This is a genomic window from Mesorhizobium sp. KR9-304 (assembly GCF_040049215.1).
GTDB lineage: Bacteria > Pseudomonadota > Alphaproteobacteria > Rhizobiales > Rhizobiaceae > Mesorhizobium_K.
In genome coordinates, this window is sequence record NZ_JBDZDN010000002.1 from 515,168 (window position 1) to 531,745 (window position 16,578).

Consider the following 16,578-nt stretch of genomic DNA (forward strand, 5'->3'; position numbering starts at 1 on the left):
ACATGTGTTACGTTCGCTCCTGTCATCACGGGTTAACCTCTGCTGCGGCAAGATGGAGGAAACACAGGGCGAACGGCGTTATTGGGGTTTTGCGCAAGGGTATGAGAGCGGAAACGGCGGGTTTCGAGAACGGGTCGATCGACGGCGCCGCGCGGCGGCGCCGTCCACGTCGGTTGTCCGAACTCTTCACCCAGCTCGCTCGCGACGCGCACGGCCCCGTCTCCATCGGTCACATCCGCGACGCGCTCGGCAATCGCAGCTTCGCGCCGCTTTTGGTGCTGTTCGCCGCCTTCAACCTCCTTCCACTGCCACCGGGCGCTTCGGCGATCCTCGGCCTGCCGCTCATCATCGTCTCGGCGCAGATGGTCTACGGCACCAAGCAGGCCTGGCTGCCGGAGGCTCTGTCGAACCGTTCCCTTAACCCCGAGACGTTCCGGAAAATGATGGAGTGGATCATTCCCCGGCTGATCAGAATCGAGCGCATCGTCCGGCCGCGTTACTGGCCGTTCTGGCGCAGGCGCGGCGACCGCATCATCGGCAGCGTCGCGCTGGTTCTGGCGATCGTGGTGACGCTCCCCATACCGCTCGGCAACTGGCTTCCAGCCTTCGCAACCGCGCTGCTCGGCCTTGCGCTGTCCGAACGCGACGGCATCCTGCTTGCCATCGGTGGGGCGGTGGGCGTCGCGTCGATGCTCGTGATCACGGCCGTCATCGGCGTTGCGGGCATCGCGACCCACGCGGCGCTCGGCTGGCTGTACTGAGCAAACCGTGGGCACGAACATCGTCGTCGTCACGGAAGGCGGTCCGCATATCTGGGCAATCGCCAATGCGCTCGCCGATCGCTTCGGCAAGATCACGGTCATCGTCGAGACGCCGGAATCAAAGCGCGCTCTGCTGACCCGCCGGGCGCGGAAACAGGGCTGGCTGTCGGTCGCCGGGCAACTGGGCACGATGATTCTGGTGCGGCTCGGCAAGCGGTTTTTCACGCGCCGAGCCGACCGGATCGCCAGGGAATCCGGTCTCGAAACCGCGCCGCGCGCGGACCAGAGTATCCTCGAGGTGCCTTCGGCGGATTCGCCGGAATTCCTCGCGACGATCGAACGGCTGAGGCCGGCGGTCATCCTTCTTGCCGGCTGCCGGCTGTTGTCGCGCCACACACTCGCCGCCATGCCCTGCCCCGTGCTCAACTATCACGCAGGGATCACGCCGAAATACCGCGGCATGAACGGCGGCTACTGGGCGCTGGCAACCGGCGACTCGGAAAACTTCGGCGCCACCGTGCATCTGGTCGATGCGGGCGTCGACACCGGGGGCGTACTGCATCAGGTGCGCGGCAGGCCCGGACCTGGCGACAACATCGCGCTTTACGCCCTGCGGCTCGCCGCCATCTCGCGGGACATCTGCATACAAGGTGTCGAGGACGCGCTCGATGGGAGGCTCGCGCCTGGGAAGCCGGACATGCCATCGAAACAATGGTATCACCCGACGATCTGGTTCTACCTGTGGACCGGATTGACCAAGGGCGTGTGGTAAGCTGGACGCCGCTTCACTTTCCTTTTTGCGTCATGCTCTCACGTCGCTTTTGAATGCGGGAGCGTCGTCTCATGAGAAGCGGGGCATTTGCGCTTCCGGCAAAGCTGAAATCGTTGGAAATCGTGAGACATCAATGGCCGACCTGATCATCGTCTACTGGCGCGACATACCGGCCCAGGTCATCGTCAAGAAGGGGCGGCAGAACGCCAAGCGCGAACTGCCGCTTCGCTTCACTGAGGCGATCGACATGGCGGCGATGCGGTCGGGTGCGGCCGAGACCGACGCCTATCTGGCCGAATGGCGCAAAGCCGCTCCCGTCGCCGTCGGAGACGATCTCGAAGCGGAAGTCGCGAAGGCCGCGGACGAACTCGACAAAAAATATGATCGGGAACGGCTGGTCGCCCTCGCCAAGGCAGGCGGCAAGGAAGATGTCTGATACCCAGCCGATCTCGACGACCGCCAAAGGCCCGGCCAGCGACGCGAAGGAAGCGATTCCCCCCGCTGCCTCGGGCGGCGTGACGCAAGCGGCCATCGTCAAGAAGACGGCGCCGAAGTCGGACTACAAGCCGGCCGACGTGTCGCCGCAGCGGCGCGTGCAGCGCTCCTTCGCGGTGCGGCTGTGGTCGATCCGACACAGCCGCACGCTGGAATGGTTCTACGCAAAATTCGCCGACATGTTCCTGTTGCTGCATCCGCTGTGGAAGGGCATCGGCTACGGCCGGGTCGAGGCTCCGATCAAATTCGTCGAGAAGCGCGTGAAAGGCTTCATGTTCGACTGCCGCATGTGCGGCCAATGCGTGCTGTCGTCGACCGGCATGTCCTGTCCGATGAATTGCCCCAAGCAGTTGCGCAACGGGCCGTGCGGTGGAGTCCGTGCCAACGGCAACTGCGAGGTCGAGCCCGACATGCCCTGTGTCTGGGTCAAGGCGTGGGAAGGCTCGCGCAACATGGTCAAGGGCGACGCCATCCTCAACGTGCAGAAGCCGGTCGACCAGTCGCTGCGTGAGACGTCCGCGTGGCTACGCGTCACGGCGCAGGCCGCGGCCACGCGAGAAGCCTCGAAGGCGGGAACCCAGACATGACCTCCCCTCGCATCCCGCAGCGCGACGAGAACCCGGCCGGCATCCACCTGCCGCTCGAACCCCTGCCCGGCCACACCTCGCGCGGTCGGCTGGAGCGCGTCTTGAGGCGCGGCGAGTTCGCTGTCACCACCGAGCTCAATCCGCCCGACAGCGCCGACCCGGAAGACGTCTACAACCGCGCAAAGGTGTTCGACGGCTGGGTGGACGCCATCAACGCCGTCGATGCGTCGGGCGCCAACTGCCACATGTCCTCGGTCGGCATTTGCGCGCTGCTAACGCGCATGGGCTATGCGCCGATCATGCAGATCGCCTGCCGCGACAAGAACCGCATCGCCATCCAGGGCGACGTGCTCGGCGGTGCCGCCATGGGCGTCGCCAACATGCTCTGCCTGACCGGCGACGGCGTGCAGGCCGGCGACCAGCCGGGCGCCAAGCCCGTGTTCGATCTGGACTCGATCTCGCTGCTCGAAACCATCCGCATCATGCGCGACAACGGCAAATTCCTGTCCGGTCGCAAGCTGACGACGCCGCCGCAACTTTTCCTCGGCGCGGCGGTCAACCCCTTCGCGCCGCCTTACGATTTCCGTCCGATCCATCTCGGCAAGAAGATCGCCGCCGGGGCGCAGTTCGTGCAGAGCCAATACTGCTTCGACGTACCGATGTTCCGGACCTTCATGCAGAAGGCGACCGACCTCGGCTTCACCGAAAAGGTATTCGTGCTCGTCGGCGTCGGGCCGCTCGCCTCCGCCAAGACCGCGAAGTGGATCCGCTCCAACGTGCCGGGCATCCACATCCCCGACGCGATCATCAAACGGCTGGAAGGCGCGCAGGACCAGAAGGCCGAGGGAAAACGCCTCTGCATCGACATCATCAACGAGGTCAAGGAGATCCCCGGCGTCTCCGGCGTTCATGTGATGGCCTACCGCCAGGAAGAATATGTCGCCGAGATCGTCGACGAATCGGGCGTGCTGAAGGGCCGCCAGCCGTGGAAACGCGAAATCCGCCGCGACGACCAGATGGTGGCCGATCGCCTCGAACACCTGCTGCACGACAACATTACCGAGACGCAGGTGGACATGGTCAAGACCGCGCACTGAGCGAGTGCGCGTGACCACCGTCCGCTTGATCCACAACAGATAACGATATAAAGAAGTCTTTATATCCCACGGAGAGTTCAATGACCCGCACGATCGTCGCCTCGGCGACCCGCGAAATCATCATCGGCTTCGATCAGCCCTTCTGCGTGATCGGCGAGCGCATCAACCCGACGGGGCGCAAGAAGCTGGCGGCCGAAATGGTCGTCGGCAATTTCGAGACCGTCATCAAGGACGCGCTCGAACAGGCCGCCTGCGGCGCAACCATGCTCGACGTGAACGCCGGCGTCACCTCGGTCAATCCGAACGAGACCGAGCCCGGACTGCTGGTGCAGACTCTGGAGATCGTGCAGAACCTCGTCGACCTGCCGCTGTCGATCGACAGCTCGGTGACGGCCGCGATCGAGGCGGCGCTGAAGGTCGCCAAGGGCCGCCCGCTGGTCAACTCCGTCACCGGCGAGGAAGAGAAGCTCGAGGCGATCCTGCCGCTGATCAAGAAATACAACGTGCCGGTGGTGGCGATCTCCAACGACGAGACCGGCATATCGATGGACCCCGACGTGCGTTTTGCCGTCGCCAAGAAGATCGTCGAGCGCTGCGCCGATTTCGGCATCCCTGCGCATGATGTGGTGGTCGACCCGCTGGTCATGCCGATCGGCGCGCTGGGCGACGCCGGCCGCCAGGTCTTCGCGCTGCTGCGCCGCCTGCGCGAGGAACTCAAGGTCAACACCACCTGCGGCCTCTCCAACATCTCCTTCGGCCTGCCGCACCGCCACGGCATCAACGCCGGCTTCATCCCGATGGTGATCGGCGCCGGCATGACCTCGGCGATCATGAATCCGATCCGTCCACAGGAGATGGAAGCCGTGCGCGCCGCCAATGTGCTCGCCGGCACCGACCGCGACTGCATGACCTGGATCAAGACCTACAAGGACTACAAGCCGGCCGAAGGCGGCCAAGCTATTGCAGCGCCGACGCAGGTCAACGCACCTGGAGATGGCGGAGCCAATGGCGGACGCCGCCGTGGCGGTCGCGAAGCCAGGATGGCGAGAGGCTGACCGCACTGCCGTGAACCCGCCCCCCAACATCACCGATCCGCTCGTGCTGTTCATGCCATCAGGCAAGCGCGGGCGGTTTCCTGTGGGAACGCCGGTGCTGGACGCCGCGCGCCAGCTCGGCGTCTATGTCGAGAGCGTGTGCGGCGGGCGGGCGACGTGCGGGCGCTGCCAGGTCTCGGTGCAGGAAGGCAATTTCGCCAAGCACAAGATCGTCTCCTCGCTCGACCACATCTCGCCAAAAGGACCGAAGGAAGAGCGCTACGAGCGCGTGCGCGGCTTGCCCGAGGGCCGCCGCCTCTCCTGCTCGGCGACGGTCCAAGGCGATCTCGTCATCGACGTGCCGCAGGACACCGTCATCAACGCGCAGACCATCCGCAAGGCGGCCAGCGACCGCGTCATCGAGCGCAACGCGGCGGTGCAGATGTGTTACGTCGAGGTCGACGAGCCCGACATGCACAAGCCGCTCGGCGATCTCGACCGCCTGAAGGCCATGCTGGCAAAGGACTGGGGCTGGAAAGACCTCCTGGTCGCCCCGCATTTGGTGCCGCAGGTCCAGAAAATCCTGCGCAAGGAGAACTGGGCAGTCACCGCCGCCATCCACCGCGACATGGAATCCTCGCGGCCGTTCATCATCGCGCTCTACCCCGGCCTGAAGAACGAGGCCTACGGCATCGCCTGCGATATCGGCTCGACGACGATCGCCATGCATCTCGTCTCGCTGCTGTCGGGCCGAATCGTTGCTTCAGCGGGCGCGCCTAACCCGCAGATAAGATTCGGCGAAGACGTGATGAGCCGCGTTTCCTACGTCATGATGAATCCCGACGGACAGGGCGCCATGACCAAGGCCGTGCGCGACGCGGTCAACGACCTGATCGGCAAGGTCTGCACGGAGAGCGGCGTCGACCGCCACGACATCTTCGACTGCGTGTTCGTCGCCAACCCGATCATGCATCACCTGTTCCTCGGCATCGATCCGACCGAACTAGGCCAGGCGCCGTTCGCGCTGGCCGTCTCGGGTTCGATGCAGTTCTGGGCGCATGAAATCGGCATCGAGGTCAGCCCCGGCGCGCGCCTCTACACCCTGCCCTGTATCGCCGGCCATGTCGGCGCGGACGCCGCCGGCGCGACGCTGTCGGAGGGGCCGTACCGGCAGGATCGCATGATGCTTCTGGTCGATGTCGGCACCAATGCCGAGATCGTGCTCGGCAACCGCGCGCGCGTCGTTGCCGCCTCGTCGCCGACCGGCCCCGCCTTCGAGGGCGCGGAGATCTCCTCCGGCCAGCGGGCGGCACCCGGCGCCATCGAGCGCGTGCGCATCGATCCGGACACGCTGGAGCCGAAATACCGCGTCATCGGCGTCGACAAATGGTCGGACGAGGACGGTTTCGAGGAAGCGTCCTGGGCAACAGGCGTCACCGGCATATGCGGATCGGCGATCATCGAGGTCGTGGCCGAGATGTATCTGTGTGGCATCATCTCCGAGGATGGCGTGGTCGATGGAAGTCTGGCGGCGCGCACGCCGCGCATCGTCACCAACGGCCGCACCTTCTCCTATCTGCTGCGCGAGGGCCGCGCGGGAGAACCGCGCATCACGGTGACGCAGAACGACATCCGCGCCATCCAGCTCGCCAAGGCCGCGCTCTACGCCGGCATCAAGCTGCTGATGGAAAAGCAGGGCGTGACCGAGGTCGACACGATCCGCTTCGCCGGCGCCTTTGGTTCATTCATCGACCCGAAATACGCGATGGTGCTCGGGCTGATCCCCGACTGCGCGCTCGACGAAGTGAAGGCGGTCGGCAATGCCGCCGGCACCGGCGCGCTGATGGCGCTCCTGAACCGCGAGCATCGCCGCGAGATCGAACGGGAAGTATCGAAGATCGAGAAGATCGAGACCGCGCTGGAGCCGGGTTTCCAGCAGCTTTTCATTGACGCGATGGCGTTGCCCAACAAGGTCGATCCGTTCCCGAAACTGTCGGCTGCGGTGAAGCTGCCGCCAAGAAAGACGGTCAGCGAGGACGGCGTGGCGGCAGATGCCACGCCCCGCCGGCGTTCCCGCGAGGGCCACGCCGCGCGGCGGGCAAGGGATTAGAGCCTGTCGCTCTAGAACCGACCGGTTTCCTTGAACACCTCGAAGGTGGCCCGGATGTGATCGGCCGCCGCCTTGACCGGTGCGCTGGCGTCCGGCGCAACGAACATGGCGAGGCTGTATTTGCCGATCTCCGGCAGCCCGTCCTTGGTGGTGAGTTCGACCATGTCGCAGCCGAGGAACGACTTCGGCAGCGGCGCCACCGCCAGATCCGCCATGATGGCCGAGCGCTGGCCGGCCGTATGCGCGCTCATATAGGCGACGCGGTAGTTGCGTCCGTCGCGGCCCAGCGCGTCAAGCGCGCCGGCGCGCCATGCGCAACCTTCTTCCCAGATCGACACCGGCAGCGGCTCTCTCAGATGCGCTGACCCGCCCTTGGCGCCTGCCCAGACGATCGGCTCGGTGAGCAGCACCTCCGCCCCGGCCATCGTGTTCTTGTAGGAGTTGGTAACTAGGGTGATGTCGAGCGCCCGGTCGTCCATCCTCCGGCGAAGATTGATGCTCTGGTCGATGATCACGTCGACGGCGATCGAGGGGTGCGACTGGGCGAAGCGCTTCAGCACATGCGGCAGGACGCGTTCGCCATAATCGTCTGGAGAGCCGATGCGGACCACGCCGGAAATGTCGGGGATGATGAATTTCGCCACGGCCTCGCGGTTGATCGCCAGCATCCGCCGCGCATAGCCGAGCAGCATTTCGCCGTCCGTCGTCAGCGTCACCGAGCGGGCGTCGCGCGAAAAGACCGAGCGCCCGAGTATGTCCTCGAGCTTCTTGATCTGCATGGAAACGGCCGATGGCGTGCGAAACACGGCCGTCGCCGCGGTGGTGAAGCTGCCGGTCTCGGCGATGGCCACGAAGGTGCGTAGGACATCGAGGTCGAGCAGCGGAAGCGGGTGATTGAGCGGGGCGTTCATGCGGTCCGTTCCTTCAAATTAACTGATCTAAACCATCAGTTCATTTCGTTTGATTGAACACCATATCCGCGAGATAGTCAACGCTATCGAAGGTTTCGTCTCTGGCCGGACCAGCAACAAAGCCGAAACAGCGAGGCCTTCGATACGCAATGATGTCGAAACCAGCGGCCCCTATTTCAAGGTCGCCCGGACCAGCGGATTGGTTCGGTCAACAGAAGGGAAGTGGAAATGTCTATTCTTTCATCCATCGGACGCTTTGCGACCGAGTTCAGCGCGGCTCGCGCCCGCCATCTCACGGAGCGGACCATCCGTTCGTTGCCGATCGAATTGCAGAAGGACATCGGCTGGCCCGACGCCTTCGACAAGGACAGCGGCTATCGCCATGGTGTGGGCTCCTGGGCGGGAACCAAATAACCGTGAACCGACAAAACCAACGGCCTGCCGCATGTTGCCCCGACATCCGGCAGGCCTTGTTTTTTCTGCACCCGAACCAGGCAGCCATGCAGGCCTCGCATGACGCATATGAACAAGACGCATGGCGCGGAGAATTACGCCGTAATCCATTGTAACCATTTGTAAATTTCTAGTACCAGGACGTAGTTGCCAGTTCACGCATGTCGTTTTTTCGTCGCGCCGCTTCGCATTTGCAGCTTATAATTTCGGCAGGCGCGCCTATATCCGCGTCATCCAACGAGATGCCCCACTCCTCATCAGCGAAGGCACCCCGTGTAACCTTGATGCATGGAGACGTGTCATGAAATTCCTGTCCCGCCTGTTCGGCAATCGCCGCGAGATGAACCTGACCACCGCGCTGGAGCGTCAGCGCCTCGGTCGCACGATGCCTGGCCAGACCGGCGCCGTCGCCGGCGCGCGTCTGGGCTTCCTCGCCTGAGACAAATTCCGTAGCGCGGGTTCGAGCGCCTCCTCCAGGACGCTTGCCTGCATCTCGACCGCCGCCCGGCCCAGGGTTCTCCTTGGCGCCCGCGGCGGTTTTCTTTTGCCAGATTCCGGCCCATTACCTGACTTGCCGATTTGCGACCCATGTCGCAAATTTAGTCTGAAGGCGAACGCTCGATGCCTTGACATTGAAGGGTTTTTGATGGCGCTTTGCTGATAGCGACATTCTGTTCGCGGCATAGTCAGCCGGGGGTTGCCAACTTGAGCGCCGTCAAGCTTCCGACCAAACGGTCGTTCGTCTTCTTTCTTGTGCCCGATTTTACGATGATTGCGTTTGCCACGGCGCTCGACCCGTTGCGCTCGGCGAACCGGATGCTCGGCTACGACGCCTATCAATGGCGGCTGGCGAGCTTGGACGGGCGTCCCGTGAAGGCGTCGAACGGCGTCGAGTGCGCCGTCAATACCTCGCTCGACGAGGAGCGCCGCAAGATGGCTGGCCCGGACCGTCCCGACATGGTGATCGTCTGCAGCGGCCTCAATGTCGAGAGCTACAGCAACCGCACCGCCTTCGCCTGGCTGCGCGAGGAATACAATCGCGGCGTCGCGCTCGGCGGACTCTGCACGGGCGCGCATATACTTGCCGCCGCGGGCCTTCTGTCCAACAAGCGCTGCGCCATCCATTGGGAGAACCTGCCAGGCTTTTCGGAGGCTTTTCCAAAGGCGAATGTCTTTGCCGATCTGTTCGAGGTCGACCAGAACATCTACACCTGCGCCGGCGGCACGGCTGCGCTCGACATGATGCTGAAGCTGATCGGCGAGGATTACGACGACAGTCTCGTCAACCGCGTCTGCGAGCAGGTGCTGACCGACCGGGTGCGCAGCCCGACGGACCGACAGCGCCTGCCGCTGAGGGCCCGCCTCGGCGTCCAGAACGCCAAGGTTCTGTCGATCATCGAACTCATGGAAGCCAATCTTTCGGAGCCGTTGTCGCTGATCGAGGTGGCCGGCCATGTCGGCCTGTCGCGCCGCCAGATCGAGCGGCTATTCCGCACCGAGATGGGCCGCTCGCCGGCGCGCTATTACCTCGAGATCCGGCTTGACCGCGCGCGCCACCTGCTCATCCAGTCCTCGATGCCGGTGGTGGAGGTGGCGGTCGCCTGCGGCTTCGTCTCAGCGTCGCATTTCTCGAAGTGCTACCGTGAGCTCTATTCGCGCTCGCCGCAGCAGGAGCGCCTGGACAGGAAGCAGTTGCTGGCGGCGTAGTTCCCGCTTATCTCCGTCAGCGTCGCCCTACCGCTGATCCCACATCCAGCTGCGGTCGCGCCACATCTTCTCCCCGACGAGACAATCGGCAGGCGGCGACGCCTGTGCCTTCACTACCGGAGGATTCTCCGCCTCCTCGGTTTGCCAGGCCGGCGACAACGGACCTGCGAGCTCGAGCACCAGCTTGCGGCGAACCGCTTCGGGGAATTGCGACCAGTCGTTTACCGGGATCATGAAGGCGCCGGGGCCGCCGATCACGCAGTCCGCGTAGTATTGGTCGAGATTGGTGACGTCGTACACGTTCGCGAATCCTCCGGTGGTCATCAGCGGCAGGCCGTTGATCGTGATGCCCTGCCCGACCACCGCATCGCGAGCCATCTCGACAGGCTCGCCCTGATTGTTGGGACCGTCGCCGGAGATGTCGATGACGCGCTTCATGCCGAGGTACTGGCTCTCCGCGAAGAGATCCGCGCCAAAGCCCAGCGCCGCTGAAACCGAGGTGCGGCGCGCGCTGTTTGCCGGCTGGGCCGACAGCATCGTCGCGACGCGCTCGGCGTCAGCTTTGTTGGCGATGATCGTCCAGGGCACGACGACCTTGTGCGAGGTGACGCCAGCCCATTCGAAATAGGTCACCGCTATCTTGCCGTAAGCGCCGTCGGCGATCGCCTGCAGCACGCGGTCATGGACCAGCGCGGCCGCATAGCCGTTGCGCTGGATCTCCAGTTCCATGGGCGACATGGACAGCGAGACATCGACGGCAAGGACGAGTTCGACATCGACCGGCTCAGCCGCCCAAGCGGGTCCGGCAAGGATTGCGGCGACAGCCGCAAGCATTATGCGGGCACGGCGTAGCATGGCGGGATTGTGCGCCAGACGAACAGCGGACGCCGCTCACAATCTCGTGTATCCCCAAGCGTATCCGGACAGCCCGGCCGCGGCGCTGGCCGCCTCAGCTTCGCGGCTTGAGGTTGTCTGGGTCGTAGAGCGGCTTGTAGCCGACGGCCGCCACTTCGACCGGGTAGGCCTCGCCGAAATATTCGACGGTCAGCTTGCGGCCCTCCTGGCAATACGACCACGGCAGGTAGGCAAGCGCGATGTTCTTGCCGATCGTCGGGCCGTAGGCGACCGACGTGGTAAAGGAACGGCGGCCGAGTTCGTCGACCAGGGTCTCACCTGTTTCCGGATCCATCACAGGCATCGATCCGACAGGATATCGGGCGACGCCCTTCGAGTCCGTATTGTCCGTCATGACCAGCGTGCACAGCATCGCCGGCTGGTGGTCCCGCGCCTTGTATTCCAGATGTTTCGCCCTGCCGCGGAAATCGACATCCTTGACCTTCGGCCGGGCGAGATCGGACTCGATCAGATTGTATTCCGTGAGCAGGTCTGCGTTCTGGAGCCTGAGGCTCTTTTCCATACGGCGCGAGTTGGCATAGGTCTCGACGCCGAAGGCCATCACCCCGGTCGAGCGCAACGCGTCCCAGACGGCGAGACCGTCCTCGTAGCGCATGTGCAGCTCCCATCCCTGCTCGCCGACATAGGAGATGCGGAAGGCGGTCACGTTCTTGCCGGATATTTCTATCGGCTTGATTGCGGCGAAGCCGAAATTCTCCGGATCAAGACCTGCCGGGTCGGCGACGGCCTTCTTCAGCGTGTCGCGGGCGTTCGGGCCCCAGATGCCGATGGTGATGTATTTTTCCGACGTGTCGGTGATGGTGACGTCGAGCCCGCGATCATCGGCCACGCGCTTCATGTAGTGGAAGTCGCGGGGGCCGGCATCGGCGCCGTTGACCAGGCGGCAACGGTCGGCGAGGCGGAAGACGGTGAAGTCGGCGCGCACCATGCCCTCGTCGTCGAGGAAGTGGGTGTATATGCCCTTGCCGATGTTGGCGTCGCCCCCGATCCTGGCCGCGCACAGCCATTCGAGCAGCTCGACATGGTCCGGGCCTTCGATGTCGACCATGTGGAAGTGGGAAAGGTTGACGATGCCGCAATCCTCGCTCATGGCGAGGTGCTCGGCGTTCGACACGCGCCAGAAGTGGCGGCTGTCCCACTCGTTCTCACGTAGCGGCACGCGGTTGCCGTATTTCTCCAGCAGGTGCTCGTTGGCGGCATAGCCATGCGCCCGCTCCCAGCCGCCGAGCTCCATGAAATAGCCGCCGAGTTCCTTCTCGCGTTCGTAGAACGGCGACCGCTTGATGTTGCGGCCGGTCGCATAGGGTTCGCGCGGATGGACCGCCGGGTTGTAGACCTTCTGCGCCGCCTCGCCGCAGCGGCTCGCGATGAAGTCCTCCCGAATCTGGTGCGGGTAGAAGCGCGAATAGTCTATCTTCGCATGATCGATCTCGGTGCGCCCGTCCGTCATCCAGTCGGCAACAAGCTTGCCGAATCCCGGAGCATCCTTGACCCAGATGGCGACGGCGTACCACAGCCCCCTCACCTTCTGGCTCTCGCCGATCGACGGGCCGCCATCCGCCGTCACCTGCAGCAGGCCGTTGAACGAGCGCCGCTCGTCATAGCCGAGTTCGGCAAGAATCGGCGTCAGTTCGATCGCCCGCTCCAGCGGCTCGATGATCTGTTCCATGTCGAGGTCGCGCTGCGAAGGGGAAAGCCGCGCCTGGTGCTTTTCGAGAATGTCGCGCGGGTGGCATAGGCGCGGGTTCGTCTCCTCGTAGTAGCCCCACTCGATCATGCCGCCCTCCGACGTGGTCGGATCGCCGGTGTCGCGCATGTAGGCCGAATTGCCCTGGTCGCGCAGCAGCGGATAGCCGATCTCCTTGCCGGTGCCAGCGAACTCCGTATAGGGACCGAAAAAAGTGAGTGGATGGTCGACCGGCATGACGGGCAGGTCCTCGCCCGCCATCTCGGCGATCAGCCTGCCCCAGAGGCCGGCGCAGACCACCACATAGTCGGCTTCGATCGTGCCGCGGTCGGTCACCACCCCCTTGATGCGGCCGTTCTCGACGACCAGCGACTTCGCCGGCGTGTTGGCGAAGGCCTTCAGCTTGCCCGACTTCTCGGCTTGGTCGACAAGCTTGCCGGCAACGGTCTGCGAACGCGGGATGACCAGGCCTGCATCCGGGTCCCAGAGGCCGCCCTGGACCTTGCCCTCCTCGATCAGAGGGAACTTTTCCTTGATTTCGGCGGGATCGATCAGCCGCGCGCGCGTGCCGAAGGCCTTGCCGGAGGACACCTTGCGCCTGATTTCGTCCATGCGCGCGTCGTCGCCGACGCGGGCGACCTCGAGGCCGCCGATGCGCTCGTAGTGGCCGAGCTTGCCGTAGAAATCAATGGAATAGAGCGATGTCCAGCACGACAGGAAGTCGTGGCTGGTCATGTAGCAGAAGTCGGAGGCGTGGGCTGTGGAGCCGATATCGGTGGGGATGCCCGACTTGTCGATGCCGACGATGTCGTCCCAGCCGCGCTCAATCAGGTGGTGGGCTATCGACGCGCCGACGATGCCGCCCAGCCCGATGATGACGACCTTCGCCTTTGCCGGAAACTCTGCCATTGCCCACGACTCCGAAGGGGGATTTTGCGGGCAGACTATAGGGCGGCGCGGCGGCCAGGTTGAAGCCTGTTTGCGACATTGCCGAAAGGCCGCGCGACCAGAACCGGCCCAAATACAAAGGCCGGGAGGTGAACCCGGCCTTACCGTCGTATGTGGTGCCTGGCGGGCGGCCTACTTGATGCGCGCCTGGCCGCCGGAGATCTCGATCGTCTCGCTGCCGGTCAGCGCTTCGATATCGCCATTGGGCATGGTGACGAAGCAGCCGCTCGGGCAGAAATCCATGCTCTCGCCTCCGCCCAGCGAGAGTTCGGACTTGTTGCCGCCCTCGGTGACGATCAGCGTACGCGGCTCCTGGTCAAGATTGACGGCGCTCGCGGCCTGCGCCGACGCGCCAGCGGCGACCAGGGCAAACATGGCTACAAGGGTCTTCATCATAACCGTACCGGTGGTTCCCACCGCCTCTGTTTCAGGGCTTTTTGCCCTTTTCGAGAACCTTATAGGAGAAGTTGTCTGAACGGCAACTGAATGCCCCGTTCATGCCACAATCGGGCGGCGCTCGCTGTTCTCAGCCGGGATCCGGCTTGCGCGGCCGCCCGCCCCTGCGTCTTGCCGCCTTCCGTTCGGCCATCGCGGCCGCCTCCTGCGCCCTCTCTTCGATCAGCCCGGCCTCGTCCCGCTCGTCGTCCGTCGGCCAGCGGTCTTGCTGTTTGGGGAACTCCGCGCGCGGAGCGGAAGGAATCTCGATGCCTTCGCCTTCGAAAGTCTCCAGGATAGAGAACCGTATATCGTTCTGGACGGTGCCGCCGTTGAGAACATCCGCCAGGAAGACGCGCACCTCGAACTCCAGGGCGGTCGGCCCGAAATTGGCAAAGAGTACGAAAGGCTCGGGATTCTTGAGAACAAGCGGATGGTTCTTCGCGATATCAAGCAGCAGTGCGTGGACGCGCTTCACGTCGGTACCGTAGGCAACCCCGACCTTGACGTCGACGCGCCCGAGCTTGTTGCGGTGCGTCCAGTTGCCGACCGCCGAGTTGATCAGTTCCGAATTCGGCAGGATGACGCTCTGGCGCTGGAACGTCTCGATCTCGGTGGCGCGGACGCTGATCTTCTTGACGGTGCCCGAAACGTTGCCGGCAACGATCCAGTCGCCCGCCTTGAAGGGCCGCTCTGCGAGCAGGATCAGGCCCGAGACGAAATTCGACACGACGTTCTGCAGACCGAAGCCGATGCCGAGCGACAGGCCGCCGGCAACCAGGGCGAAACTCGACAGATCAATGCCGGCCGACGAGATCGCGATGAGGGTTGCCAACGCCAATCCGGCATAGCCGACGACCGTACGGATGGAGTTGCGAACGCCGGTGTCGAGCCGGCCGCGCGCCATCACCGATCCGTCCAGCCAGGCCTGGAACCAGCGCGTAACGAAATAGCCGATGACGAAAACGACGATGCCGGTGAGTATGCCGGTTGGCGAGAAGCGGAAGGTTCCGATGCTGAAGCCGGCGCCCAGTTTATACGCCCACGCCTGGATGTCGCCGGGTTGGAACCCCCACATGAACAGGATCAGCGGCAGGAAGAGCAACAGCACCATCAGGTTGATGAGCAGGCTGACGATCAGACCGATCTGGTCGAGCGTGGTCGCATCCGTAGTCGACTTAGCCGCAAGCCAGCGGCCGATCGATGTCTCCGCGAATCCGCCCTCCGCGCCGATCGCGCGCGCCGAAAGGAACCCGATATAGGCGGTGATCAGAACAGTGCCCGTCACCACGACCTGCATCGAAACGAAGGTTGCAAGGCCGATGTAGCCGAGCAGCGCGGTCAGGATGATGAACACGCCCAGTCCGATCGCGGTATAGCGCAACCAGGCGCGCCACGGCCGCCACTGGCCGTGCTCGTCGCGCAGCAGGCCGATCAGGATGAGCAGGACGCCAACTATGGTCGCGGCCAAGAAGCTCCTGGCGATCGTCAGCGACAGCGGCGATCCCATCGTGTTGTTGACGACGGCGAGGAAACTGTTGAAGCCGATCACCACCGCCATGGCGGTGACGATCGCGATCAACTGCCAGGCGGTGCGCGAATCGATTGCGATCAGGCGCCAGTTCGGCAGTTTCGGCGCCAGTGCCGCGTTCGCCAGCCTGTTGACGCAGAAGACGATCCCGATGACCCCGAAAAGGGAAGTGAGATAGATTCCGATATCGCCGCGCAGGACGTTGAAATAGTTGAAGAAAAAAAGCGTGGCGAGCAGGAAGACCGCGACCGCCATGGTTGGCAGGAGCGTGGACCAGAACGCGACGGACAAGCGGCTGAGGTAGGAAAGGTCCTCCGCCGGCGGATCGGTGACGAACAGTCTGCCGAAAACCCGCCTGCCGCCCACCAGCAGCACCGCGGCAGCGACGAGGGCGAAGAAGGTCGCTGCAAGCACGGACTGGAATTTGTACTGGACGACGAAGCGGAGCCAGGACGACACCGCCCGGTAGAAGCTCCAATATTCTTCGCTGACGTCCTTCAGGAGCTCGCTGTCGAACGCATCGGTGAGCGAGTAGCGCTTGGTGAGCACGTTGCGGAACAACTCGCTGCGCATCGTGCCGATCTTCTCGATCATCCCGTTGACGCGGATGGAGAGGGATTCGGCGAGGCCGAGCACGGCGTTGATCTCGCCTTTCTCGGCGATCAGGCCGGCGCGCTCCGCCGCGACGATGTCGAGTTCCTGCTGGCCCTCCGGCGGCGCCGGCCCCAGCTGATCGAGCCGCGCATTGATTTCCGCCAGCCGCGGGCGGAAGGCGACCGCGCTCGCAAGCAGTTCGCGCGCCAGCGCTTCGAGCTTGAGCCTGACCTCGACGAGTTGGCCGTCGTGCTCGGCATGGGCCGCGATCTGCTTCTCCAGTTCGTCCGCCCGGGCGGAATATGCCTGGATGATCCCGCGCTGCTGCTCGATCAGCGGATTGCCGGTATTGCCGATGCCCTGCGCGAACGCCCCCGACACACCGAGCGCAACGGCGACAATTGAGAGGAGGAGTGCGCGCCAAAGGCGGACGAAAGGCATCGTATCTCTGCGACTCGGCGGCCCGGGCCGGGCCGCTTCCCTGCGCAACCCTTGATAAAGACCCATGCGCGGACGGGCAAGCCGCCTTGATCCGGCTGGG

Annotated in this window: 15 protein-coding genes; 10 read left to right on the forward strand and 5 right to left on the reverse strand. The window is 64.1% G+C overall.

The window, feature by feature from the left end; all coding sequences use genetic code 11:
- Positions 1-101: 101 nt before the first annotated feature.
- From ABLE71_RS14790 to ABLE71_RS14820, 7 genes are all read left to right on the forward strand, one after another.
- Positions 102-761 (forward strand): exopolysaccharide biosynthesis protein, encoded by a 660-nt coding sequence (locus ABLE71_RS14790; protein ID WP_348784195.1) that lies wholly within the window; start codon positions 102-104, stop codon positions 759-761.
- A gap of 7 nt (positions 762-768) precedes the next feature.
- Positions 769-1,533, forward strand: a complete 765-nt coding sequence (locus ABLE71_RS14795; RefSeq protein ID WP_348784196.1) for a formyl transferase — start codon at positions 769-771, stop codon at positions 1,531-1,533.
- Positions 1,534-1,666: 133 nt separating this feature from the next.
- A complete protein-coding gene (locus ABLE71_RS14800) occupies positions 1,667-1,969 on the forward strand; it encodes a virulence factor (RefSeq protein ID WP_348784197.1) in 303 nt (100 codons plus the stop codon).
- A complete protein-coding gene (locus ABLE71_RS14805; RefSeq protein ID WP_348784198.1) occupies positions 1,962-2,615 on the forward strand; it encodes a methylenetetrahydrofolate reductase C-terminal domain-containing protein in 654 nt (217 codons plus the stop codon). The genes ABLE71_RS14800 and ABLE71_RS14805 overlap by 8 nt, the downstream gene beginning before the upstream one ends.
- Positions 2,612-3,712: a methylenetetrahydrofolate reductase gene (locus ABLE71_RS14810; RefSeq protein WP_348784199.1), complete on the forward strand. Its 1,101-nt coding sequence runs from the start codon at positions 2,612-2,614 to the stop codon at positions 3,710-3,712. The genes ABLE71_RS14805 and ABLE71_RS14810 overlap by 4 nt, the downstream gene beginning before the upstream one ends.
- 80 nt (positions 3,713-3,792) lie before the next feature.
- Positions 3,793-4,767, forward strand: coding sequence for a methyltetrahydrofolate cobalamin methyltransferase (locus tag ABLE71_RS14815; protein ID WP_348784200.1), 975 nt, complete (start codon positions 3,793-3,795; stop codon positions 4,765-4,767).
- Between the two features lie 52 nt (positions 4,768-4,819).
- Positions 4,820-6,856, forward strand: a complete 2,037-nt coding sequence (locus tag ABLE71_RS14820; RefSeq protein ID WP_348784494.1) for an ASKHA domain-containing protein — start codon at positions 4,820-4,822, stop codon at positions 6,854-6,856.
- 11 nt (positions 6,857-6,867) lie between these two features.
- Here ABLE71_RS14820 and ABLE71_RS14825 read toward each other — a convergent pair whose 3' ends face one another.
- On the reverse strand, positions 6,868-7,767 hold the full coding sequence (locus ABLE71_RS14825) for a LysR substrate-binding domain-containing protein (RefSeq protein WP_348784201.1): 900 nt from the start codon (positions 7,765-7,767) through the stop codon (positions 6,868-6,870).
- A 228-nt stretch (positions 7,768-7,995) separates the two neighbouring features.
- On the opposite strand from ABLE71_RS14825, the gene ABLE71_RS14830 reads away from it, so the two are divergent.
- From ABLE71_RS14830 to ABLE71_RS14840, 3 genes are all read left to right on the forward strand, one after another.
- Entirely contained in the window at positions 7,996-8,181 is a 186-nt protein-coding gene (locus ABLE71_RS14830; protein ID WP_348784202.1) for a hypothetical protein, read from the forward strand.
- A gap of 340 nt (positions 8,182-8,521) precedes the next feature.
- Positions 8,522-8,659 (forward strand): hypothetical protein, encoded by a 138-nt coding sequence (locus ABLE71_RS14835; RefSeq protein WP_348784203.1) that lies wholly within the window; start codon positions 8,522-8,524, stop codon positions 8,657-8,659.
- 329 nt (positions 8,660-8,988) lie between these two features.
- The gene (locus ABLE71_RS14840; RefSeq protein ID WP_348784495.1) at positions 8,989-9,927 is read left to right on the forward strand and encodes a GlxA family transcriptional regulator; all 939 of its coding nucleotides are present in this window, start codon (positions 8,989-8,991) and stop codon (positions 9,925-9,927) included.
- Positions 9,928-9,954: 27 nt separating this feature from the next.
- Here the strand turns inward: ABLE71_RS14840 and ABLE71_RS14845 are convergent, their stop codons facing one another.
- The 4 genes from ABLE71_RS14845 to ABLE71_RS14860 all read right to left on the reverse strand — a co-directional run bounded on the left by ABLE71_RS14845 (position 9,955) and on the right by ABLE71_RS14860 (position 16,478).
- Positions 9,955-10,761 carry a DUF1194 domain-containing protein gene (locus ABLE71_RS14845; protein ID WP_348784496.1) on the reverse strand — a complete coding sequence of 269 codons (807 nt, stop codon included), beginning with the start codon at positions 10,759-10,761 and terminating at the stop codon, positions 9,955-9,957.
- 115 nt (positions 10,762-10,876) lie between these two features.
- A complete protein-coding gene (locus ABLE71_RS14850) occupies positions 10,877-13,438 on the reverse strand; it encodes an FAD-dependent oxidoreductase (RefSeq protein ID WP_348784204.1) in 2,562 nt (853 codons plus the stop codon).
- Positions 13,439-13,609: 171 nt separating this feature from the next.
- Complete coding sequence (locus tag ABLE71_RS14855) at positions 13,610-13,873, reverse strand: hypothetical protein (RefSeq protein WP_348784205.1); 264 nt, start codon at positions 13,871-13,873, stop codon at positions 13,610-13,612.
- A gap of 130 nt (positions 13,874-14,003) precedes the next feature.
- Positions 14,004-16,478 (reverse strand): mechanosensitive ion channel family protein, encoded by a 2,475-nt coding sequence (locus ABLE71_RS14860; RefSeq protein WP_348784206.1) that lies wholly within the window; start codon positions 16,476-16,478, stop codon positions 14,004-14,006.
- Between the last annotated feature and the right edge of the window lie 100 nt (positions 16,479-16,578).